Genomic DNA, 21,169 nt, shown 5'->3' with positions numbered 1-21,169 from the left:
CCTGGGGGACTGAATAGATGTTTGATGATTTTTACGGATTAACGGGACGCCCGTTCCAGCTTACCCCTGATCCGAATTTCTATTTCGAGAGCGCGACGCACCGCAAGGCGCTGTCTTACCTCGGCTATGGTATGGCGCAAAGCGAAGGCTTTATCGTCATCACCGGTGAAGTGGGTGCGGGTAAGTCGACCTTGGTCGCGCATTTGATGCAAAAGATCGACCGCGAGCAGATGACTGTTGGCCAGGTGGTTACCAGCAATCTGGACGGGGAAGAGCTGGTCCATGTCGCAGCGCAAAGCTTCGGTATCGAAGTGGAAGGCAAAGACAAGGCGAGCGCGCTCGGCGCGATCGAAAACTTCCTGCATGACGAGGCCCGCGAAGGCCGCCGGACCATGCTGGTGGTCGACGAATCGCAGAACCTCTCTGTCGAAGCGCTCGAAGAACTGCGCATGCTGTCGAATTTCCAGCTGGGCTCGCACCCGCTGCTGCAATTGTTGCTGCTGGGCCAGCCCGAGTTCAAACAGGTTCTCGCGCAAAGCGATGAGCTGGAGCAGCTGCGCCAACGAGTGATTGCCGCGCACCATCTTGAATCGATGGAGCCGAGCGAGATCGAACCCTATATCAAACACCGACTTGAATGCGTTGGCTGGGAAGGAAACCCCGAATTCGACCAGCGCGTTTTTGCCGGGCTTTACGAAGCAACAGGCGGCATTCCGCGCCGGGTAAACCAGGTGGTAACGCGCCTGCTTCTGCTGGGTGCTGTTGAACAACGCACGCGCATCGATAACGCGATGCTGACCGCTGTGCTGAAAGAGATGGAGGGCGATACCACGTTCCCCGAAGCAGCGCCGAAGCCGATGCAGAAAGTCCCTGCGGCTCCCGCCCCCGGGCCGATCAAGCATGTTGCTGCGGCTCCGGCTATCGCGCAGCCCAAAGTCGAGGAAATTCTGGCAGAGCGCGATACGCAAATCCAGGAACTGCAACAGGCGGTTGTCGAATTGTCCCGCTCTGTCGAGGCGAAAGCCGATAGCGTTGAGCTGCCGAAGGAAATGATCGAGAAGATCGCCGGCATGGAAGCGCGCATTGATGAGCAGGAACGCACGGTTCGCCATGTCCTGACGATGCTTATCGAGTGGATCGAGAGCGATCAGCCTCCTCGCGTGGCTGCGTAAGAGGAGCGTTCCGGGTGGAACATTCGCCGGTAAAATCGCTGGAAAAGACCCAGCAAACCGTAATCAATGGTTTGTCGGTCGACGTTGAGGACTGGTTCCAGGTAGGCGCGTTCGAGAATGTAATCGACCGCGACGATTGGGATGATCTGTCTTTGCGAGTCGAAGACAATGTCCTGCGCATCCTTGATATGTTCGCCGAAGCCGAGGTGAAGGCAACGTTCTTCACGCTGGGCTGGGTGGCGCAGCGGCATGGTTCGCTGATGCGGCGCATTGTTGATGCCGGGCACGAACTGGCAAGCCACGGCTATGATCACGCGCGCGTGTTCAATTTCGACCGGCAGGAATTTGGCCAAGACATCGCCAAGGCACAGAAAATACTCGAAGACGCCTCGGGCGTGAAAATCACCGGTTATCGGGCGCCGAGCTTTTCGATCGATCAACGCACGCCGTGGGCCTATGAGGAACTCGCTGCGCAAGGATACCGCTATTCAAGCAGCGTCGCACCGATTGCGCATGACCATTATGGTTGGCGCGAGGCACCGCGCTTTGCCTTCAGCCCGCTTCGCGGCAGCGATCTTGTCGAGATCCCGGTGACAACAGCGATCCTTGGCGGAAAGCGCGTTGCGGCGGGGGGAGGCGGATTTTTCCGCGTGCTTCCTTACGCCTTCTCGCGCTGGGCCATCCGGCAGGTAAACCGCGAGGAAAATCGCCCTGCGGTTTTCTATTTCCACCCTTGGGAAATCGATCCCGATCAACCGCGCGTTCCGGGCGCTCCGATCAAGTCGCGACTGCGGCACTATACGGGCCTGAAACAGATGTCGGCCAAGCTTCGCGGGCTGATCGGCGAATTCGCCTGGGGCCGGATGGATGAAGTGGCCGAGCGAGAGGCGCTGCTGGCGCATGCGACAAGCGATGAGTGGGGCGAATGAATGCTCCGTTTCCTCTTTCCGCCGAAACTGTTTCGGTCGTGGATCTGCGCGATCCGGGAGAGGTCGCGCGCATCGAAGCCTTTGTTGCAGAGCGCAGCGGAAGCATTTTTCATCAGCCCAAATGGCTGCGCGCGGTTGAGAACAGCACCGGTCAGAAAGCAACCGGACTGGTTGCCGAGAAATGCGGAAACCTGACCGGCTGGCTTCCGCTTAGCGAGGTCCATTCAGCGATTTTCGGGCGCGCGCTTGTTTCGAGCGGTTTTGCCGTTGGCGGTGGCCCCTTGGCTGATAGCGACAAAACATCCCAGCGCCTGTGCCGCTTTGCCGAAGAGCTGGCCGTCCGCACATCTTGCCCGACAATCGAACTGCGCGGTGGAACCGCTCCAGCCGGGTGGCAGATTTGCGAACACAGCCACGCAGGATTTGTTACCGAACTGGCCGAGGATGACGAGCAACAATTGCTCGCCATCCCGCGCAAACAGCGGGCAGAAATCCGCAAAAGTCTAAAGCTTGATCTGCACGTTTCGGTCGGCTGCAATGAAGAGGACCGGGCCGCGCATTATGCCGTCTATTCGGAAAGCGTCCGCAATCTTGGCACACCGGTTTTCCCGCGTGCGCTGTTTGACGCCATGCTTGATGAATTCGCGGGCGCTGCTGACATTCTGACGATCCGTCACAATGGCGTCCCCGTCGCCAGCGTTCTGTCATTTTACCACGACGATACGGTTATGCCATTCTGGGGCGGGGGTGTTTTCGCGGCGCGCAATCTGCGTGCCAATGAACGCATGTATTTCGAACTGATGCTGCATGCCCGCAAACGCGGGATGGAGCGGTTCGACTTTGGCCGCTCCAAAACCGGCAGTGGGCCTTACAATTACAAAAAGAACTGGGGTTTTGAGCCGCAGCCGCTCAGCTATGCCAGCTGGACCGCGCCGGGCCACCGGAAGCGGGATATCAATCCCAATAGCGAAGCCTATTCGGCGAAGATTGAATTGTGGAAACGTTTGCCGCTCAAACTCGCAAATATGATTGGGCCCGTGATCGCCAAAGGATTGGCCTGATGGGCGATATACTGTTTCTGGCGCACCGGATGCCGTTTCCGCCTGATCGCGGCGACAAAATCCGTTCGCATCATCTGCTAAAGGCGCTGGCCGGGCTCGCTCCGGTTCACGTTGGCTGCTTCGGTGATACGGACAACGATTTTGCACACGAGCATGAATTGGCAGAGCTGGCCAGAAGCCATTGCTTGCTGCGGCGATCAAAGTCGATGGTTCGCGCGGGGATAGAGGCTCTCGCAACGCGGCGGCCGGTTAGCGAGACCGCGTTCTACGATCCAAAGCTGGCTGACTGGGTCGAACAAACCCTTCTGGATCATCCGGTGCAGACGATCTTCGTTTTCTCTGGGCAGGTGGGGCAATATATCCCGCATTCGTTCAAAGGCCGTGTTGTGGTCGATTTGTGCGATGTCGATTCAGCAAAGTTTGAAGCATACGCCAAAGAAGGACGCTTTCCGCGCAGCTGGATTGATGCGCGCGAGGGAGACTTGCTTTCGAATGTGGAAGAACGCCTGGGCCAGCGATCCGATGTGACATTGTTTGTCAGCGAAGCGGAAGAAGCGCTGTTCCGTTCCCGCTTGGCCGAACCTGAGCGCAGCAGCACTATTGCCCTTCGCAATGGTATCGATACGCAATTTTTCGATCCGAGCTACGTCGAACCACATGCCGATCTGGCCGCGTCGAGCGGTCCCAATTTCGTGTTCACTGGCCAGATGGATTACGCGCCCAATATCGGCGCCGCATTGCGCGTTATGGACCGGCTTCTGCCCGAAATCCGCGCTGCGCATCCCGATGCGACTTTCCACCTGGTGGGCCGTGCGCCGGTCAGCGAATTGACCAAACGCGATGGCGATCCGGGTGTCCGGGTTTGGGGCGAGGTGCCAGATGTCAGGCCATTTTTGGCCGGCGCGGATATCGTCCTGGCACCGCTAGAGATAGCGCGCGGGGTGCAAAACAAGGTGCTCGAAGCCATGGCAATGGCGCGGCCCGTGCTGCTTTCGCCAGAGGCGGCAACCGGAATTGACGCGGTCGATGGAGAGCATTTTGCCGTGGCTCAATCCGATCGCGCGCTGATTGACAGGGCCTTGGCCATGCTTGCCGAGGGGCCTGCATCGCTGCAGATGGCGGTCGCGGCGCGGCGTTACGTGGTGGAGCATCAGGGGTGGGAAGCGATGCTTGCGCCGCTGGCCGAACTGTGCGGCTACCCTCCGTCAAAGGCCGCGACACCAACCAAGAAGCGTAATGCCGCGTAGTATGCCTCTTCCAATGGCCCGAGTCGGCGGCATCCTCAGCGGCATTCCCGACCAGTGGCGTGTGCCTTTGGTCCGGCTCGCGCTCGCATGGACGGCAATTTTCGCGCTGACATACCGGGACTGGTTGGCAATGTTCGACCAGTGGTGGAACATCTCCACTTACAATCACATCCTGCTGGTGCCTTTTATCATCGGTTGGCTGGTCTATGACCGGCGCGCGCATCTGCGCGATATGACGCCCGAGGCATGGTGGCCGGGATTTGTTGCGCTGGGATCGGCGCTGTTCCTGTGGCTTTTGGGATCGCTGGCCGGGGTCAACACCGCGAGCCAGCTGGGCGTTGTCGTTGCATTGCAGGCGAGCATACTGACGCTGCTTGGCCCGCGTGTTGCCGCAGCCAATCTGTTCCCGCTGCTCTACATGCTTTTCCTCGTTCCGTTCGGTGATGAACTTGTCCCGACATTGCAGATGATCACAGCGGATCTGGTCATTGCCTTTACCCATTGGAGCGGCATTCCCGCCGTCATCGATGGTGTGTTTATTGATACGCCGGCGGGCTTGTTCGAAGTCGCCGAGGCATGTTCGGGCGTGAAGTTTCTGATCGCCATGCTCGCGCTCGGGACGCTGGTCGCCTATTGCTGTTTCAAGAGCTGGAAACGGCGCGTTCTGTTCATGGCTGTGGCGATCGCGCTGCCAATATTTGCCAATGGCGTGCGCGCTTGGGGGACAATCTATATTGCGCAATCGCAGGGCATCGAGTTCGCCGAGGGCTTCGATCACATTTTCTACGGCTGGGTGTTCTTCGCGCTGGTAGTAGCCGGATTGCTTGCCGCTTCCTGGCGCTTCTTCGATCGCGACCCTGAAGATATGGGTGTTGATCTGCCGAATGTCGGGAAGCAGCAATGGTTTGCCCACATTGCCGCGCTGCAAATTGGAGTGAACAAGGCATTTGCTGCAATCGCCGGCATGCTCATCCTGTTCGCCGGTTGGCATGCGATGGCGTCCCGGATCGAAGCCGATTTGCCGCAATCGATCGCCTTGCCACAGGTCAATGGTTGGGAGCAGATCGAATATGCGCCCACCGTCGAATGGTCGCCCAAGGCCACCGGGGCCGATCATCGCTTGCTGGGCCGGTACAGGAATGGCGACGGCAATGAAGTTGACGTGTTCATCGCGCTGTACTCGGCGCAGGAAGAAGGGCGCGAGGCAAGCGCATATGGCGAAGGCGCCTTGACGATGGATACGCCGTGGCGGTGGCTGGCGCCCGGCGATGCCATGGAAAACGCCTCGAGCGAGTATCTGTTGGCATACGGGCATTTGAAGCGTTTGGCGCAAACCTCATTCCACACCGCCGATGTCACCACGGGCAGCGCAACGAAGTTGAAGCTCGCCAATATGCGTGACCGGTTATTGCTTCAGGCGCGGCCAACGATGATGCTGATCCTGTCGGCAGAGGAGAGCGATACACAAAATCCGGTCCAATCCATTGCCACATTCCGCCAATCGATTGGTGATGAAGGCGAATGGATGGACCGCATCGCAGCGCTGCGATAGGGCGCAGCATATGTGCGGAATCGCTGGCCTATTCCATCTCGGAACTCCCAAACCGGTTGATCCGGCACGCGTCGGGCGGATGTGCGACGCGCTGGCGCATCGCGGGCCCGATGGTTCGGGCGTATGGACCGAAGCGGGCGTTGGGCTGGGGCATCGCCGCTTGTCGATCATCGACATCGAAGGCTCTCCACAGCCGATGCATTCTGCCGATGGCAGTGCCGTGCTGGTGTTCAACGGAGAGATCTACAATTTCCGCGAGCTGCGCCGCGAATTGGAAAGAGACGGTGCAGCGTTCAGGACCGACGGCGATAGCGAGGTTATTCTGGCCGCGTGGCAGCGTTGGGGCATTGACTGTCTGGAGCGTTTGCACGGCATGTTCGCTTTCGCGCTCTATGACCGGAACCGCAAAGAATTGCTGCTTGCGCGCGACAGGTTGGGGGTCAAACCGCTGTTCATGGCGCCGCTCAGCGACGGTAGTTTGGCCTTTGCATCGGAGCTTAAGGGCCTGTTGGCACATCCGCTGCTGCGCCGCGAAACCGATCCGCGTGCGGTCGAAGATTTCATGACATGGGGCTATGTCCCGGACCACAGGTCAATGCTGAAGGGCGTGGAAAAACTGCCTGCCGGACATTTCCGCCTGCTGAAACATGGCGGCCCGGCGGCTCAGCCACAGCAATGGTGGGATGTCGATTTTTCGAAACGCAAAAAAGGCACGACAGAGGATTTGTCGGTCGAACTGCTTCATCTGATGCGCGAGGGAGTGACTTCGCGGATGGAAGCGGATGTTCCGCTGGGCGCATTTCTTTCTGGCGGAGTGGATTCGTCCAGCGTTGTCGCGCTGATGGCGGAGACGAGCCGCGATCCTGTTACCACATGTTCAATCGGGTTCGATGTCAAAGAGCTTGATGAAACCGGCTATGCGCAGAAAGTCGCGGGACTTTTCGGCACACAGCACCACGCGCGAACGGTTCAACCCGATGACTATCACGAAGTTGACCGGTTGGTTCAAATGTTCGACGAGCCCTTTGCCGATGCCTCTGCATTGCCAACATGGCGGGTGTGCCAGCTTGCACGCGAACATGTCACCGTTGCCTTGTCGGGCGATGGCGCGGACGAGGCTTTTGCCGGATATCGCCGCCAGGTCTTCCATGCGCGCGAGGAGCAGGCGAGGGCGGTTTTGCCCGAATTCCTGCGCAAACCGTTATTCGGAGGCCTCGGGGCGATCTGGCCCAAGGCGGATTGGGCACCGCGGCCGTTGCGCGCCAAGTCCACGTTCCAGTCGCTCGCGCGGGACGGAGCGACAGGCTATGCGCGCGCGCTGTCGGTTGTTCCGCCGGAAATTCGCGGGCAGCTTTTTTCCGACGAACTAAAGCGGGAACTGGGCGAATATCGGGCCGAACAGCCCCTGGTTGAACTGATGCGCAATGCTCCCGCACGATCCGGCCTTGATCGGGCGCAATATGCCGATCTCAAATTCTGGCTTCCGGGCGATATTTTGACCAAAGTCGACCGGGCGAGCATGGCGGTAAGTCTGGAAGCGCGCGAGCCGTTGCTAGACCACCGTCTGATCGAATTTGCGGCGCAATTGCCGCATCGCGCGCGCATTCGCGGCACGCAGGGCAAGTGGCTCGTCAAGCATACTATGGAGCGATATCTGCCCGACGATATTCTCTACCGGCCGAAACAAGGCTTTGTTACCCCGATCTCCGAATGGTTTCGTGGGCCACTGGCGACGCAGGCAAAAGCCATCAGTTCGGGCGCGGGATTGGCGCGAACCGGTTGGTTCAACCCTCGCGCATTGGCAAGAATTGCAGAGGATCACATTGCGCGAAGAGCGGATCACGGACGGATACTGTGGCAATTACTAATGCTCGAAAGATCAATAAAACATCTGCAAATCACCGGCTAAGTACCCGAAATAGAGTCACAATTACTTTCCAACTGGCCATTTTCGGGACGTTTTGAATTCCTGACTGGAAAATAAACGTTTGCCAAGCGAGTCACGATTCTAGTAGCAAGGCGGTCATCGGCACACCGCATTCATCCTGGAAGGGGTCGCAATGAATCGGGAAACGGCTGAGTCGGGAAGGATAGTTGACGGCGTGGACAGCGTCTCGAAAACTATAATGCCTTTGGGCAGCGGTGATGAGCATTTGCTCGATCACGATTCCGTTCACTCATCTATCCCAGAAGAATTGCTAGAGCTGGAAGAGCTCGATGTTCTCTATCAGAAAGACAGCCAAACGCTCTGGACCTATATGCGGCCAGAGGGGCGGCCCAGCTTTACGCGGACGATGCTCAGCGATTTCGAAGCGTGGCAAAGGCTGATTGCCAAGGGGTTTGGTCCCGACAAAGTTCCGCTGAAATATCTCGTGCTTGGCAGCCGGGCGCCGGGCGTGTTCTGCTTCGGCGGCGATCTGGAGCTGTTTGCCAAACTGATCACCACGCGCGACCGCGACGGACTTGTGCGTTACGGCCATCGCTGCTGCGAGATTTTACACAATAATATCAATACGCTTGATATTCCGATGCTCACCATTGGTCTGGTCGAGGGTGCTGCACTGGGCGGCGGATTCGAAGCATTGCTGTCTTTCGATTATGTAATTGCAGAACGCGATGCGACATTCGGCTTGCCGGAAATTATGTTTGGTCTGTTCCCGGGTATGGGCGCCCATGCGCTGCTTTCGCGGAAATTGGGCAGCGCGATGGCAGACCGGCTGATTGTCTCGAACAAAACCTATTCGGCTGAGGAAATGTACGATCTGGGTCTCGTCCACCATTTGGCTGAAAAGGGCGAAGGGCTGAGCGTCTGCCGCGAGTTCATCAAGAAATCTGATCGCCGCCATGCGGGATTGGTCAATGCACGGCGCGCGATGAAAGTGTCGTGGGATCTGGAGCTCGACGAATTGAACCGGATTACCGAGTTGTGGGCAGATGCGGCTTTGCAAGTGACCGAACGTGATCTGAAAGTGATGCAGCGCCTCGTCACCGCGCAGCGCAAGCTGGCCGAAGCGGCCTGAACCGCCGCCGAAGGCAATTCTCTACTTCAAATTACTGTTTCAAGCTGCGGTTGCCCCGTCGAGGCCGTGGCCCAGCGCCATGTATTCTTCGCTCTGCATTTCCATCAAGCGGCTGACGGTGCGTTCAAATTCGAAACTGCCATCGCCTTTTTCATAGAGCTCCTCAGGCTCTGCTTCGGCGGTGGCAAACAGCTTGACCCGATGTTCGTAAAGCGCATCGATTAACGTAACAAAACGCGCGGCCTCGTTGCGGTCCTCGGCTGTCATCTTGGGAATGCCGACCACAATCACCGTGTGGTAAGCTCTTGCAATTGCGAGATAATCGCTTGCGCCGCGAGCTTCTTTGCAGAGGCGTTTGAAGCTGAACACCGCAACCCCTTTGAGCGCGCGCGGTACATGCAGCATTCGCCCGCCGCCCACATTCAGATCGCCTGACGGGACATTGTCGGCATCCTCCGGCGCATAGTCGGTCAGCCTGAAAAACGCCTCACGCACCTGCGCGGTTGCCGCCTCTCCGAGTGGCGAGTGCCAGCTATCGATATTGCCCAGCCTGTCGAGGCGATAATCAACCGGTCCGTTGAGCGGAAGAATATCGAGCCTGCTTTCGATCAAATCGATGAACGGCAAGAAATGCTCTCGATTCAACCCGTCTTTGTAGAGGTCTGTGGGCGCGCGATTGGACGTGGTTACGACAGTGACGCCTTCTTCGACGATTAGCGCGCTGAAAAGGCGGCTCATAATCATCGCGTCGGCAGAATTGTTGATCACCATTTCATCAAAGCACAAGCAGCGGACATGCTGCGCAATATCGCGCGCAACCTTGGGAATGGGATCACCGGGATCGGCTTCGCGCCAGGCGCGGATCATCTGGTGAACTTCCTGCATAAATGCATGGAAGTGCACACGGCGCTTCTGTTCGATGGAGAGAGCCTGATGGAACAGATCCATCAGCATGCTCTTGCCGCGCCCGACGCCGCCCCACATGTAAATCCCGCGGGGCGGGGACGGTGCCTTGCCGAATAGTTTGCCGAGGAATCCGGAGGGCGCTTGAGCGGAAAGCTCCTGGCGCAATTGGGCGAGGCGCCGTGCGGCGTCTTTCTGCTCCGGATCGGGCTTCAACTCGCCGGCGGCAACCAGCTCCTCATAGCGCGATATTGGTGTTTCGCTCATTTCTTTGGAGAGGCTTTGCGGACCAAGCCCGAATAGGCCGCAACCAGATGGTCGCCTTGCACGACTTCGCCGCGCATGAACATCAGCCGGCCGGTTTCGCGCATGACTTCGACCACCGCATCCATCGGCTCGTCGGGTTTTCCCGCGCCGATGAACTGCGTCGACAGCTCCAGCGTTACCGCCATTCCCGCTTCGCTTTGCCGCAGCACATGCATTGCCGAAAACAGCGAGATATCGATCAGCGACAGCGTAGTCGCGCCGTGGATCATATCCTGCAGATTGGTGTGCTTATGCTCCGGGAACATCCGCAGGCGGCATTTTTGGCCCTCCTGACGGACCATCATCGGCCCCATCACTTGCGTGTTGAAGCGCGTGTCATCGACCATGTTCCATGAATACCAACCGGGATGGTCGGGCACCGGTTCATAGGTGAAGAAGTCAGGAGGCGCGCGCATTGCTGGCGCTCGCTTAGATAGCCCGTTCGGCCATCATCTTCTTGGTTTCCGCGATCGCCTTGGCGGGGCTGAGGCCTTTGGGGCACACATTCGCGCAATTCATGATCGTGTGGCAGCGATACAGGCGGAATGGGTCTTCCAGCTCGTTCAAACGCTCGCCAGTCATTTCATCGCGGCTGTCGGCAAGCCAGCGATAGGCCTGTAGCAGGATAGCCGGGCCAAGGAACTTGTCGCTGTTCCACCAGTAAGACGGGCAGCTGGTCGAACAACAGGCGCACAAAATGCATTCGTACAGCCCGTCAAGCTGCTCGCGCTGCTCGGGGCTTTGCAAACGCTCCTTGCCACTGGGCGTTGGCGTCACGGCCTGCAGCCAAGGACGGATCGAGGCGTATTGCGCGTAAAAATGGGTGAAGTCAGGAACCAGATCCTTGATCACATCCATATGCGGCAGCGGAGTGATACGGATTTCGCCCTTCATATCCTCGATCGCGGAAGTGCAGGCGAGGCCGTTCTTGCCGTTCATGTTCATCGAACACGAACCGCAAATCCCCTCGCGGCAGGACCGGCGGAATGTCAGCGTCGGGTCAATTTCATTCTTGATCTTGAACAAAGCATCAAGAACCATCGGACCGCAATCATCGAGATCCAGCTCGTAAGTGTCATAGCGCGGGTTTTCGCCCGTATCGGGATCATAGCGATAGATCTTGAATTTCTTGATCCGGCTCCCGCCTTCGGCAGTGTAGGACTTGCCTTTGCCGTTGATCTTGGAATTCTTCGGGAGAGTAAACGTCGCCATAAGGTCAAAATCCTGATTTCGCTTTGCCCAGTCTCTTAGCCGATATCGCCGTCATGACAAGCGGCAGCGCGTTGGATTATGTGCATCTGCAATCGCGCTTCGCTCAACAAGACATGGACCACATGGACCACGGTTCTGTTGCAAGAAAATGCGGTCCCGCAGACGCGCTTCGAAAGGGCTGGACCTGAACGCGTTTCCTGCGCACCAATGGTATTTGCAATGAGCGATGTAGGACAGAACAATTCATCTTGGCCGCGATGCGCCGTGATCTTTGGCGCGTCGGGCGGAATTGGCGCGGCGCTTTGTGACGAGTTGGCCCGGCGGGGCGTGCGCCGCATTTTTGCAGGATCACGAAGCGGAGATGCGCCAAGTACTGACGCAATTGTTCCGTTCCGGTTTGATCTGGGCGATGAGAAAAGCATTGCCGATGCCGCAGCTTTGGTGCGCGCTGACAATCCTGATCTGGTGATAGTGTCGACCGGAGTTCTGACCCTAGCAGACGGGACCGGACCGGAGCGAAGCTATCGCAAGCTAGACGCCGATAAGATGGCGGAAGTCTTGCGCATCAACACGATCGGCCCCGCGATAATTGCAAAGCATTTTCTGCCATTGTTGCCGAGGGAAAGCAGATCGGTGTTTGCAGCACTGTCCGCGCGGGTTGGTTCGATTGGCGACAACCGGCTTGGTGGATGGCATTCCTACCGCGCGTCCAAAGCGGCGTTGAATATGCTGCTCAAAAATTTCGCGATCGAGCTTGGCCGAACGCACAAGAAAGCGATTGTTGCGGGCCTGCATCCCGGTACCGTTGATAGCGACCTGTCGAGGCCATTTCAGGCCAATTTGCCCGACGGGCAGCTGTCCGAACCCGCCGATGCGGCGCGGAGTTTGCTCGATACGCTAGCGGGCCTAGCGCCGGGCGATAGTGGCGGGCTGTTTGCCTATGACGGAACGCAAATCACGCCCTAGCGAGCGCCTCCTTCGGCTTGCATTCTGGCCTTTTCGCTTCGGTGGAGGCTATTATGGGGCAAAAGGCGAGAGGGAGGCAGGCATGGGAATGCAAAGCTGGTGGGACAGGCACGGTGTCCCAAGAGTGATCAAGCTCGCTTGCGGAGCGCCGCAAATCATGAAGCTTCGGTCTCAGCTGGTCCCTTTGGCAAAAGGCGATGTGTTTGAAATCGGCTGTGGTGGCGGGATCAATCAGCAGTTCTACAACGCCTCCGCCATAAGCCGCTATTGCGGCATTGATCCCGGGGCCAAGCTGCTCGAATACACAAGGGCGGAGGCCGAAAAGAAGGGCTGGAAAGCCGATATCAGGGACGGTGTCGGGGAAGACATTCCCTTTGAAGACAACAGCTTCGATACGGTTGTGTGCACCTATACGATGTGTTCGGTCGACGATCAGGCGCAGGTCGTGAAGGAGATGCGGCGCATTTTGAAGCCGGGCGGGAAGCTGCTGTTCCTCGAGCACGGACGCGCGCCCGATGCATCGGTGGCCAAATGGCAGGACCGGATCGAACCATACTGGAAGCCGATTGCGGGTGGCTGCCACCTGACGCGGCCGATCACCTCTGCTGTGTGCGAGGGCGGATTTGAAGTTGAGCAATTGGGCGAGCGATACACGCCCAAAACACCCAAGACAGTGGGGTGGATGGAATGGGGTATCGGTGTGAAAGCCGGTTAGCGTCTCCGCCCCGCAAACTGTGCAGGGCGGAGAGCTATCGCCTTATTCGCCGAAGGTGCGTTGCCACCAGCCGCCGCGCTTTTTCGCGGGCTTTTCTTCGCTCGTGCTGTCATCCGACTTGGCAGAAGCTTTTGCCTTGGTCGCAGGGGCGGGCTTTGCCTCATCTGCTGAGTCAGCCTTCTTCTTGCGCGGCGCACGCTTGGGCTTTTCAGCCGCTTCATCCGCGGGCGCGTCGTCAGCATCGGCCTTTTTCTTGCGCGGTGCGCGTTTGGCTTTGGGCTTTTCCGCCTCTTCAGAAGCAGTGGCAGCTTCGGCGTCGGCTTTCTTGCGCCGGGTCCGCTTGGGCTTCTCGTCCTGTGCCTCGGTGCTTTCAGCAGGCGCTTCGTCAGCCTTTTTCTTGCGCGGTGCGCGCTTCTTTTTCGGCTTTTCGTCAGCCATAGCCTCGGCGGATTGCGGTGCATCATCGGGCCCCGCGACCACGGCCATGTCTTCCTTCACCTGATCGGAAACATCATCAAGGTTCTTGGCGTCTTCCGCCGTAACCTCGTTGTTTTCACCGTTCTCCGCATTTTTGTTGCGTCCGCGACCGCCGCGGCGACCACGCCCGCCACGCCGGCGGCGCTTTTTCTTCGGGTTGCCATCCTCGTCCAGTTCGACTTCGCGCGGGGCACCGCCGTCCTGATCGTCGGAATTGTCGTTCGAGGCGTTTTCATCGCCGTCGCCTTTGCGCTTGCGGCCGCGACCACCACGGCGACGGCGCTTCTTGCGCGGGCGATCTTCGTCTTCGAAAGCTTCCTCGTCGATATCATCATCTTCGTCTTCGTCTTCGTCGATGATCGGTTCGAATTTAGGAGTTTCGGTGGGCTTGGGGCCGGAGCTGCCGACTTCCATCTTGGCCCCTTCATCTTCGCCTTCGGGGATCACCTGAACTTCCACGTGATAGCGTTCCTCGATCTCGGCGAGATCGGCGCGCTTGGTGTTGAGCAGGTACACAGCCGCTTCGGTGCTCGCCTTGAGCGAGATGACCGTGCCTTTGCCTTTGGCCGCTTCATCTTCGATCAGACGCAGCGCCGACAGGCCTGCGGAGGATGCGGTGCGGACCAGACCCGTTCCGTCACAATGCGGACATTCGCGAGTCGTGGCTTCGAGCACACCGGTACGCAGGCGTTGGCGGCTCATTTCCATAAGGCCAAAGCTTGAAATACGCCCGACCTGGATGCGGGCGCGGTCATTCTTCAGCGCGTCTTTCATCGCGCGTTCGACTTTGCGGACGTTGGAATTGTATTCCATGTCGATAAAGTCGATCACGACCAGACCGGCCATATCGCGAAGGCGCAGTTGACGGGCGATTTCACGCGCGGCCTCTACGTTGGTCGCGGTGGCGGTTTGCTCGATACCGTGTTCCTTGGTCGAACGGCCCGAGTTGATGTCGATCGAAACAAGCGCTTCGGTCGGGTTGATAACCAGATAGCCGCCCGATTTCAGCTGAACCACCGGATCATACATCGCGCGCAATTGGTCCTCTGCGCCGTAGCGCTGGAACAAGGGCACCGGATCGGAATAGGCCTTCACCCGGCGCGCGTGGCTGGGCATCAGCATTTTCATGAATGCCTTGGCCGATTTGTAGCCATCTTCGCCTTCGACGATGACCTCTTCGATCTCACGATTATAAATATCGCGGATCGCGCGTTTGATCAGATCGCTGTCCGAATGGATTAGCGAGGGCGCGCTGGACCCGAGAGTATTGTTGCGGATGTCATCCCACAATCTGGCGAGATAGTCGAAATCGCGTTTGATTTCGGTCTTGGTCCGGCTGAGGCCTGCGGTCCGCACAATCAGCCCCATCGTCTTGGGCAGGCCAAGATCGCCGACGATTTGCTTCAGGCGCTTGCGATCTTGCGCGCTGGAAATCTTGCGGCTGATTCCGCCGCCATGGCTGCTGTTCGGCATCAGCACGGTATAACGGCCGGCAAGGCTGAGATAGGTGGTGAGGGCAGCGCCTTTGTTGCCGCGCTCTTCCTTCACGACCTGAACCAGCAGAACCTGGCGGCGCTGGATTACGTCCTGGATTTTGTAGCGGCGACGCAGCGCCATACGTTTGGCGCGGGCCTCATCGACAGCTTTTGCGCGGCTGCGGCCTTTGCCGCCGCCCTGACGGCGGTTTTTGCCATTGCGACCGCGGCGGCCACGGCCGCGACGGCCCTTCGGCTTATCGCCGCTTGCATCATCGGCGTCGTCGTCCGAATCGGTCTCGCCGTCTTCGTCATCTTCGTCCCTGTCATCATCATCTTCGTCATCATCGTCTTCGACGTGACCTTCTTCGATGGTTGCGACTTTGTCCTTCTCGGAAGTGTCGATTTCTTCCATGCCGTCTTCGGCGAGATCTTCGGCAAGAGCTTCTGCCGATTCATCCTCGGCGTCATATTCGTCGCCAGGGACGTTGCCTTCGTCCTCTTCCTCTGCGCGAAGGCGCGCTTCTTCTTCTGCCGCGGCCGCTTCATCAGCGAGCAGCGCTTCGCGGTCTTCTTTTGGAATCTGGTAATAATCCGGATGGATTTCGTTGAATGCAAGGAACCCGTGACGATTGCCGCCAAAGTCGACAAATGCCGCCTGAAGCGAGGGTTCTACCCTCGTAACTTTCGCTAGGTATATATTGCCCTTGATCTGCTTGTGTTCGGCAGATTCAAAGTCGAATTCCTCAATCCGGTTGCCTTTTAGTACCGCCACCCGGGTCTCTTCCGAGTGGCGCGCATCGATTAGCATGCGCGTTGCCATTGAATTTTCTCCATGCGCATCCGGGCGGAGCCTGACCGGGGCCTAAGCCGGGGTCAGCACTTGCCATTTGGAGGCGCAAATATGTGTGATAGCCGCTTGGCCCAATGCGGGCGGCGGCAATTTCGGATCGGCGGCAGCGTGTGTTTGATTTCCTGAATGCGCTGGGCCGGAGTGATGTGTCTGCTGTAATGAGCCTGCGCATTGTGTGCGCTGCCCGGTCCGCCCGTGTCACAGCGCAGCCCATTGGCTGAACTGTCTGGGTCGGGGAGAGGCTTCTCATTACTGCATCAACCTGTGAATTACTCGGGCGGATGCCCGGGTATTTTGGCGGATTGTTCCCCCCAAACAGACCGGCATTTGTAACATTGCCGGGGCAGCGGAGAGGAACTTGTTCCAATGAATGGTTCGCTAGCACCGTGGGTTTCCTATCGCAACCATATTGCGCAACATACCCATGCCGCCCTAACAGGTTTGTAACATGTCGCTGCGTTTGCAACTTTGGCTTATTTTTCTGGCGCCTGTCCTGCTGGTGGGCGGGCTGTATGCCTTTGGCCTGACTTTGCCCGTGCCGCATTTCGGGCGGGATTATGTTGTCCGCGTGACGTTGCCCGATGCCGGATCTCCGGTCGATTTGCCGGAGATATTGGGGCCGCAAGACCGCTCTCGCCCATTGGTGGTGATAGACGCGGGGCATGGCGGGAAAGACCCCGGCTCAATCGGCGCAGGACACCGTGAGAAAGATATTGTTCTGGGGCTCGCCTTGGCGCTGCGCGATCAACTGATCGAAGAGGGCGGCATACGCGTTGCGCTGACCCGCGATGATGACACTTTCCTGGTATTGGAAGAACGGCCCGAAATCGCCCGCCGGCTGGATGCCGATTTGTTCATTTCCATCCATGCCGATTCGGCAGGCGACATCAGCAGCGTCAGCGGCGCGAGCATCTATACTCTATCCACAGAAGCATCGAGCGAAGCGGCGGCGCGCTTTGCCGAGAGGGAGAACAAGGCAAGTTCTTTGAACGGCGCGGTGATCGCCGGGCAAAGCGAGGATGTAAGCAACATCCTGGTCGAACTTTCGCAGCGCCGGGTACAGGAAAACTCTTCCGAATTTGCGGGGCTTATCGTGCGCGAAGGAAGCGCAACACTGAAATTCCACCCACAGCGTCGCCGCTCTGCCGTGTTGGGTGTCTTGCGCGCACCCGATGTGCCGGCGGTGCTGTTTGAATCCGGCTTCATCACCAATCCGAATGACGCCGCGCGGCTTGCTTCAGAGGACGGCCGCAAGCAATTTGCAGAGGCCATGGCCCGCGCGATCCGCATCTATTTTGCGCGGGAAGCGCGCGATTGAACCACGCAATGGTTTTGCAAACGGGCCAGCTGTGGATTGTGCACTGTGCGAAGGCCGATAAACGTTCTGGCGCAAGTCAGAATCCCCGTGCTAAGGGCCTTGGTTGATTATGGCAGAGACATCGAAATTTGAGAATCTAAGCTATCGCATCCGCCGCGACGCGAGCGGTGCGGTTGCCTGGTTCAAAACCAATTGGCACGATCGGCGCTGGTTCCGCTGGGGCACAATTGCCTTGGGGCTGTTTCTCGTCGTGTGGCTGGTCGCGTGGGCAATTTTGGCGCGCAACCTGCCCGATGCGGAAACTCTGCTTGATTATGAGCCGCCTTTGCCGACGGTTGTCCGCGGGATCGATGGCGAGATTGTCCACTCCTATGCGCGCGACCGGCGGGTCCAGCTGCAATATGCGGATTTTCCCGAAACACTGATCGAAGCCTATCTGGCGGCAGAGGATAAAACCTTTTTCAGCCATGGCGGGATCGATGCCGGCGGCTTGGCTGGCGCGGTGATCGATTACATCAGCAAGCTGGGGTCCAACGAGCGCGCAGTAGGCGGCTCGACGATTACCCAGCAGGTCGCCAAGAATATCTTGCTGACCAACGAATATTCGATCACGCGCAAGCTCAAGGAAATGATGCTCGCGCGCCGGATCGAAGGCGTGCTGACCAAGCAGCAAATTCTCGAGCTGTATCTCAATGAAATTCCGCTGGGGCGTCGCAGTTTTGGCGTTCAGGCAGCCTCGCGCGCCTATTTTGACAAAGATGTCGGCGATCTGGAATTGCACGAGATGGCGTTTCTGGCGATTTTGCCAAAGGCCCCGGAGGTTTATGGCCGGGCGAAGAACGCTGATACCGCCATGGTCCGGCGCAACTTTGTGCTCGACCAGATGGAGGAAAACGAATTTATCACTGCTGCTGAGGCCAGCGCAGCAAAGGCGATGCCGCTCGGGCTCACGACTTCCGGCTCCACCACGCAAAGTGTCGATGCGGGATATTTCCTCGAGGAAGTACGCCGCCAGCTGATCGAGAAATTCGGTGAATCGGCGGAAGAAAGCAAAAACAGCGTATATGCAGGCGGGCTGTGGGTCCGCACCTCGCTCGACCCCGAAATGCAGGAAGCTGCGCGCAATTCCCTGCGCCGGGGTATGCTCCGCTATCATGGCCGCAAGGGATGGGGCGGTCCGATTGCCACAATCAATCTGGAAGAGGGCAATTGGGCGGGGCAGCTCAAGAGTTCCTATCTCGGCATCAATTACGAGGGATGGCGCGTTGGCGTTGTCACCGAACGCAGCGGTGGTTCTGCCAAAATCGGTTTCGGCGATGGTGAAGAGGCCCCGCTCACAAACCTGCCCAATGCGTTGAAAGCCGGTGATGTTATCGCGGTGGCAAAGTCCGGCAATGGTTACAGCGTGCGGACGCTTCCCGGTGTCTCGGGCGGTTTCCTCGCGCAGGACCCGCAAACCGGACGGATCCTCGCGATGCAAGGCGGTTTCGATAGCCGCCTTGGTTCATTCAACCGCGCCACGCAGGCAGAACGGCAACCGGGTTCAACGATCAAGCCATTTGTCTATGCGACGGGTCTCGACAACGGGATGACCCCGTCCACGCCGATCGATAATTCGCGCTATTGCTATTATCAGGGCAGCCAACTTGGCGAAAAATGTATTCGCGGCGGCCGCGCGGGTGAATTCCCGCTGCGCTACGGGCTTGAACAGTCGCAAAACATCATGACCGTCCAAATCGGTATGCAGGCGGGCATGACCAACGTCGTCGACACGATCGAGAAGATGGGGATTGGCGAGGCCGACCCCTACGCTGCGACGGCGCTTGGTTCCGAAGAAACCACCGTGATGAAAATGGTCAATGCCTATTCGGCGCTGGCCAATCATGGACGGCTCAACAAAGCCACGGTGATCGATTACGTTCAGGATCGGCACGGCAAAGTGATTTACCGGGCGGATGACCGAAACTGTGGCCGCTGCAATATGAGCGAGTGGGATGGCCAGCCCATGCCGCGCCTCGCGCCGAGCGGGGATCAGGTGATGGACGCGCGCACCGCGTTCCAGACGGTCCATATGCTCGAAGGGGTGATCCAGCGCGGAACCGCGACGGTATTGCGTGATTTGAACTTGCCGATGTTTGGCAAAACCGGAACCACGACGGGGCCCAAAGATGTGTGGTTCGTTGGCGGAACACCCGATGTCGTCGCCGGTGCCTATATCGGATATGACAAGCCGACCAATCTTGGCGGCTATGCGCAAGGCGGCACGATTGCGGCGCCGATCATCAAGCAGTTCTTCCAGGAAACGAAAGAGCGGATGAGCGGATACCCGTTTGTTGCGCCGCCGGGCATCCGGATGGTCCGCGTTGATCGCGCTTCCGGCAAACGCGTGTTCAATGTCTGGCCGACCTCCGATCCCAAAGCCAGCGTGATTTGGGAAGCCTTCAAACCGGATACGGAACCTCCGCGCAAAACCTGGCGTGACGAGCTGGAAAGCAAGCGCAAGGAAATTCTGGCGCTGATCCGGCAAGGTTCGGCGGCGCAATCGCAAAGGAGGCAAGAAACCCAACGCGAGGAGCCGCCTGACGATTTCGTAGAGGAGCAAGGCGGCCTGTATTAGCACGCAGGCGTCCGCTCCTTTTGCCGGGCCTTTATCCCAAGTCACACGTTCGCAATTTTAACAGCCAACTTTACAATCAGCCGCCGTCCGCTAAGCGGGCCGCGAATTAGCGGAGAATTATGCCATGCGTGCCGAAGGGCAGGCCCATATCGAGAGGATCGAAGCCGCGCTGCAACTGGTCCGCATGTCGCTCGATTGGGAGCGTGCCTTGCGGCGTCTGGATGAACTCAACGCGCGCGTTGAGGATCCGACCTTGTGGGACGATCCGAAAGAAGCCGAGAAGATCATGCGCGAACGCCGCGTGCTCGAAAGCGGTGTCGGGACAGTGCGCAATATCTCGTCCGAAATGGCCGACGCGATCGAATTTATCGAATTGGGCGAAGCCGAAGGCGATGATGAAATCGTCGATGAAGGGCATGCCAGTCTGGAAAAGCTCGCAGAACGTGCGGATGCCGACAAGGTTCAGGCGCTGCTTTCGGGTGAGGCAGACGGCAACGACACCTATATAGAGATTCACGCGGGCGCTGGCGGGACCGAAAGCCAGGATTGGGCCGAAATGCTCCAGCGCATGTATTCGCGCTGGGCAGAGCAGCGCGGATATAAGGTCGAACTGGTCGATTATCACGCGGGCGAGCAGGCCGGGATCAAATCTGCAACGCTTCTGGTGAAAGGCGAAAACGCCTATGGCTATGCCAAGACCGAGAGCGGCGTGCATCGTCTCGTCCGGATCAGCCCGTATGACAGCGCGGCCAAGCGCCACACCAGCTTTAGCTCGGTGTGGGTGTATCCCGTGATCGACGATGACTTTGAAGTCGATATCAATGAAAGCGATCTCAAGATCGATACATACCGCGCTTCGGGGGCGGGCGGACAGCACGTCAACACCACCGACTCTGCGGTCCGGATCACGCACCAGCCGACTGGTATCGTGGTGGCGAGCCAGAATGACCGCAGCCAGCACAAGAACCGCGCGACCGCGATGAACATGCTCAAAGCGCGTCTCTATGAAAAAGAGATGGCTGAGCGAGAGGCAGCGGCGGGTTCAGAATATGAATCCAAGACTGAAATCGGGTGGGGACACCAGATCCGGTCCTATGTTTTGCAGCCCTATCAGATGGTCAAGGATTTGCGCACCGGCACCACCTCAAGCTCTCCCGATGCGGTGCTGGATGGCGCGATCGACGAATTTATCTCGGCGGCTTTGGCGCAGCGCGTTACCGGCGACACTGTAGAAGTCGAGGACGTCGACTAGGCTGTAGCCTGCCCATTTCAGTGCACGGAACAAGCGGTGTAAGCTAAGCGAGTACCCCGGCCAATTCTGCAGTGCACGGAACAAGCGGTGTAAG

At 58.4% G+C, this 21,169-nt stretch carries 16 protein-coding genes; 12 read left to right on the top strand and 4 right to left on the bottom strand.

The genetic code is table 11. The annotated features are described in order from the left end of the window. The first annotated feature begins 17 nt into the window (after window positions 1-17). The 7 genes from GRI41_RS06150 to GRI41_RS06120 all read left to right on the top strand — a co-directional run bounded on the left by GRI41_RS06150 (window position 18) and on the right by GRI41_RS06120 (window position 8,981). Window positions 18-1,172, top strand: coding sequence for an XrtA/PEP-CTERM system-associated ATPase (locus tag GRI41_RS06150; RefSeq protein WP_160603861.1), 1,155 nt, complete (start codon window positions 18-20; stop codon window positions 1,170-1,172). A 14-nt stretch (window positions 1,173-1,186) separates the two neighbouring features. Continuing rightward, a complete protein-coding gene (locus tag GRI41_RS06145; RefSeq protein ID WP_328600520.1) occupies window positions 1,187-2,101 on the top strand; it encodes an XrtA system polysaccharide deacetylase in 915 nt (304 codons plus the stop codon). Then, complete coding sequence (locus GRI41_RS06140; RefSeq protein WP_160603860.1) at window positions 2,098-3,162, top strand: FemAB family XrtA/PEP-CTERM system-associated protein; 1,065 nt, start codon at window positions 2,098-2,100, stop codon at window positions 3,160-3,162. The genes GRI41_RS06145 and GRI41_RS06140 overlap by 4 nt, the downstream gene beginning before the upstream one ends. Beyond that, window positions 3,162-4,409: a TIGR03087 family PEP-CTERM/XrtA system glycosyltransferase gene (locus tag GRI41_RS06135; protein ID WP_160603859.1), complete on the top strand. Its 1,248-nt coding sequence runs from the start codon at window positions 3,162-3,164 to the stop codon at window positions 4,407-4,409. The genes GRI41_RS06140 and GRI41_RS06135 overlap by 1 nt, the downstream gene beginning before the upstream one ends. Before the next feature lie 13 nt (window positions 4,410-4,422). Then, window positions 4,423-5,961 carry an exosortase A gene (xrtA, locus tag GRI41_RS06130; protein ID WP_235901064.1) on the top strand — a complete coding sequence of 513 codons (1,539 nt, stop codon included), beginning with the start codon at window positions 4,423-4,425 and terminating at the stop codon, window positions 5,959-5,961. Between the two features lie 10 nt (window positions 5,962-5,971). Beyond that, a complete protein-coding gene (locus tag GRI41_RS06125) occupies window positions 5,972-7,870 on the top strand; it encodes an XrtA/PEP-CTERM system amidotransferase (protein WP_160603857.1) in 1,899 nt (632 codons plus the stop codon). Window positions 7,871-8,021: 151 nt separating this feature from the next. Continuing rightward, window positions 8,022-8,981 (top strand): crotonase/enoyl-CoA hydratase family protein, encoded by a 960-nt coding sequence (locus GRI41_RS06120; RefSeq protein WP_235901063.1) that lies wholly within the window; start codon window positions 8,022-8,024, stop codon window positions 8,979-8,981. A gap of 39 nt (window positions 8,982-9,020) precedes the next feature. On the opposite strand, the gene zapE is transcribed toward GRI41_RS06120, so the two are convergent. From zapE to GRI41_RS06105, 3 genes are read right to left on the bottom strand one after another with little or no spacing between them, the layout of a single operon-like run. Further along, on the bottom strand, window positions 9,021-10,151 hold the full coding sequence (gene zapE, locus GRI41_RS06115) for a cell division protein ZapE (protein WP_160603856.1): 1,131 nt from the start codon (window positions 10,149-10,151) through the stop codon (window positions 9,021-9,023). Beyond that, the gene (locus GRI41_RS06110) at window positions 10,148-10,606 is read right to left on the bottom strand and encodes a PaaI family thioesterase (protein ID WP_160603855.1); all 459 of its coding nucleotides are present in this window, start codon (window positions 10,604-10,606) and stop codon (window positions 10,148-10,150) included. The genes zapE and GRI41_RS06110 overlap by 4 nt, the downstream gene beginning before the upstream one ends. 13 nt (window positions 10,607-10,619) lie before the next feature. Further along, entirely contained in the window at window positions 10,620-11,402 is a 783-nt protein-coding gene (locus GRI41_RS06105; protein ID WP_160603854.1) for a succinate dehydrogenase iron-sulfur subunit, read from the bottom strand. Between the two features lie 219 nt (window positions 11,403-11,621). Here GRI41_RS06105 and GRI41_RS06100 point away from each other — a divergent pair, with 219 nt between their 5' ends. Then, entirely contained in the window at window positions 11,622-12,368 is a 747-nt protein-coding gene (locus GRI41_RS06100; RefSeq protein WP_160604649.1) for an SDR family NAD(P)-dependent oxidoreductase, read from the top strand. Window positions 12,369-12,525: 157 nt separating this feature from the next. Beyond that, on the top strand, window positions 12,526-13,083 hold the full coding sequence (locus GRI41_RS06095; RefSeq protein WP_328600519.1) for a class I SAM-dependent methyltransferase: 558 nt from the start codon (window positions 12,526-12,528) through the stop codon (window positions 13,081-13,083). Window positions 13,084-13,125: 42 nt separating this feature from the next. On the opposite strand, the gene GRI41_RS06090 is transcribed toward GRI41_RS06095, so the two are convergent. Then, on the bottom strand, window positions 13,126-15,858 hold the full coding sequence (locus GRI41_RS06090) for an Rne/Rng family ribonuclease (RefSeq protein WP_160603852.1): 2,733 nt from the start codon (window positions 15,856-15,858) through the stop codon (window positions 13,126-13,128). Window positions 15,859-16,336: 478 nt separating this feature from the next. Here GRI41_RS06090 and GRI41_RS06085 point away from each other — a divergent pair, with 478 nt between their 5' ends. The 3 genes from GRI41_RS06085 to prfB all read left to right on the top strand — a co-directional run bounded on the left by GRI41_RS06085 (window position 16,337) and on the right by prfB (window position 21,075). Beyond that, window positions 16,337-17,206, top strand: a complete 870-nt coding sequence (locus tag GRI41_RS06085) for an N-acetylmuramoyl-L-alanine amidase family protein (RefSeq protein ID WP_160603851.1) — start codon at window positions 16,337-16,339, stop codon at window positions 17,204-17,206. 109 nt (window positions 17,207-17,315) lie between these two features. After that, window positions 17,316-19,823: a penicillin-binding protein 1A gene (locus GRI41_RS06080; protein WP_160603850.1), complete on the top strand. Its 2,508-nt coding sequence runs from the start codon at window positions 17,316-17,318 to the stop codon at window positions 19,821-19,823. Between the two features lie 124 nt (window positions 19,824-19,947). After that, the gene (gene prfB / locus GRI41_RS06075; protein WP_160603849.1) at window positions 19,948-21,075 is read left to right on the top strand and encodes a peptide chain release factor 2; all 1,128 of its coding nucleotides are present in this window, start codon (window positions 19,948-19,950) and stop codon (window positions 21,073-21,075) included. Window positions 21,076-21,169 lie beyond the last annotated feature (94 nt).

This window comes from Pontixanthobacter aquaemixtae (genome assembly GCF_009827395.1).
In the GTDB taxonomy this organism is placed as follows: Bacteria; Pseudomonadota; Alphaproteobacteria; order Sphingomonadales; family Sphingomonadaceae; genus Pontixanthobacter; species Pontixanthobacter aquaemixtae.
The sequence above is the reverse complement of the archived record's forward strand: the minus strand, read 5'-3'. Positions and strand labels throughout refer to the sequence as shown.

Bases quoted from the DNA above. Each gene is read 5' to 3' on its own strand.
- GRI41_RS06150 (WP_160603861.1), top strand. From the start codon at position 18: ATGTTTGATGATTTTTACGGATTAACGGGACGCCCGTTCCAGCTTACC.
- GRI41_RS06140 (WP_160603860.1), top strand. From the start codon at position 2,098: ATGAATGCTCCGTTTCCTCTTTCCGCCGAAACTGTTTCGGTCGTGGAT.
- GRI41_RS06135 (WP_160603859.1), top strand. From the start codon at position 3,162: ATGGGCGATATACTGTTTCTGGCGCACCGGATGCCGTTTCCGCCTGAT.
- xrtA (WP_235901064.1), top strand. From the start codon at position 4,423: ATGGCCCGAGTCGGCGGCATCCTCAGCGGCATTCCCGACCAGTGGCGT.
- GRI41_RS06125 (WP_160603857.1), top strand. From the start codon at position 5,972: ATGTGCGGAATCGCTGGCCTATTCCATCTCGGAACTCCCAAACCGGTT.
- GRI41_RS06120 (WP_235901063.1), top strand. From the start codon at position 8,022: ATGAATCGGGAAACGGCTGAGTCGGGAAGGATAGTTGACGGCGTGGAC.
- zapE (WP_160603856.1), bottom strand. From the start codon at position 10,151: ATGAGCGAAACACCAATATCGCGCTATGAGGAGCTGGTTGCCGCCGGC.
- GRI41_RS06110 (WP_160603855.1), bottom strand. From the start codon at position 10,606: ATGCGCGCGCCTCCTGACTTCTTCACCTATGAACCGGTGCCCGACCAT.
- GRI41_RS06105 (WP_160603854.1), bottom strand. From the start codon at position 11,402: ATGGCGACGTTTACTCTCCCGAAGAATTCCAAGATCAACGGCAAAGGC.
- GRI41_RS06100 (WP_160604649.1), top strand. From the start codon at position 11,622: ATGAGCGATGTAGGACAGAACAATTCATCTTGGCCGCGATGCGCCGTG.
- GRI41_RS06095 (WP_328600519.1), top strand. From the start codon at position 12,526: ATGAAGCTTCGGTCTCAGCTGGTCCCTTTGGCAAAAGGCGATGTGTTT.
- GRI41_RS06090 (WP_160603852.1), bottom strand. From the start codon at position 15,858: ATGGCAACGCGCATGCTAATCGATGCGCGCCACTCGGAAGAGACCCGG.
- GRI41_RS06085 (WP_160603851.1), top strand. From the start codon at position 16,337: ATGTCGCTGCGTTTGCAACTTTGGCTTATTTTTCTGGCGCCTGTCCTG.
- GRI41_RS06080 (WP_160603850.1), top strand. From the start codon at position 17,316: ATGGCAGAGACATCGAAATTTGAGAATCTAAGCTATCGCATCCGCCGC.
- prfB (WP_160603849.1), top strand. From the start codon at position 19,948: ATGCGTGCCGAAGGGCAGGCCCATATCGAGAGGATCGAAGCCGCGCTG.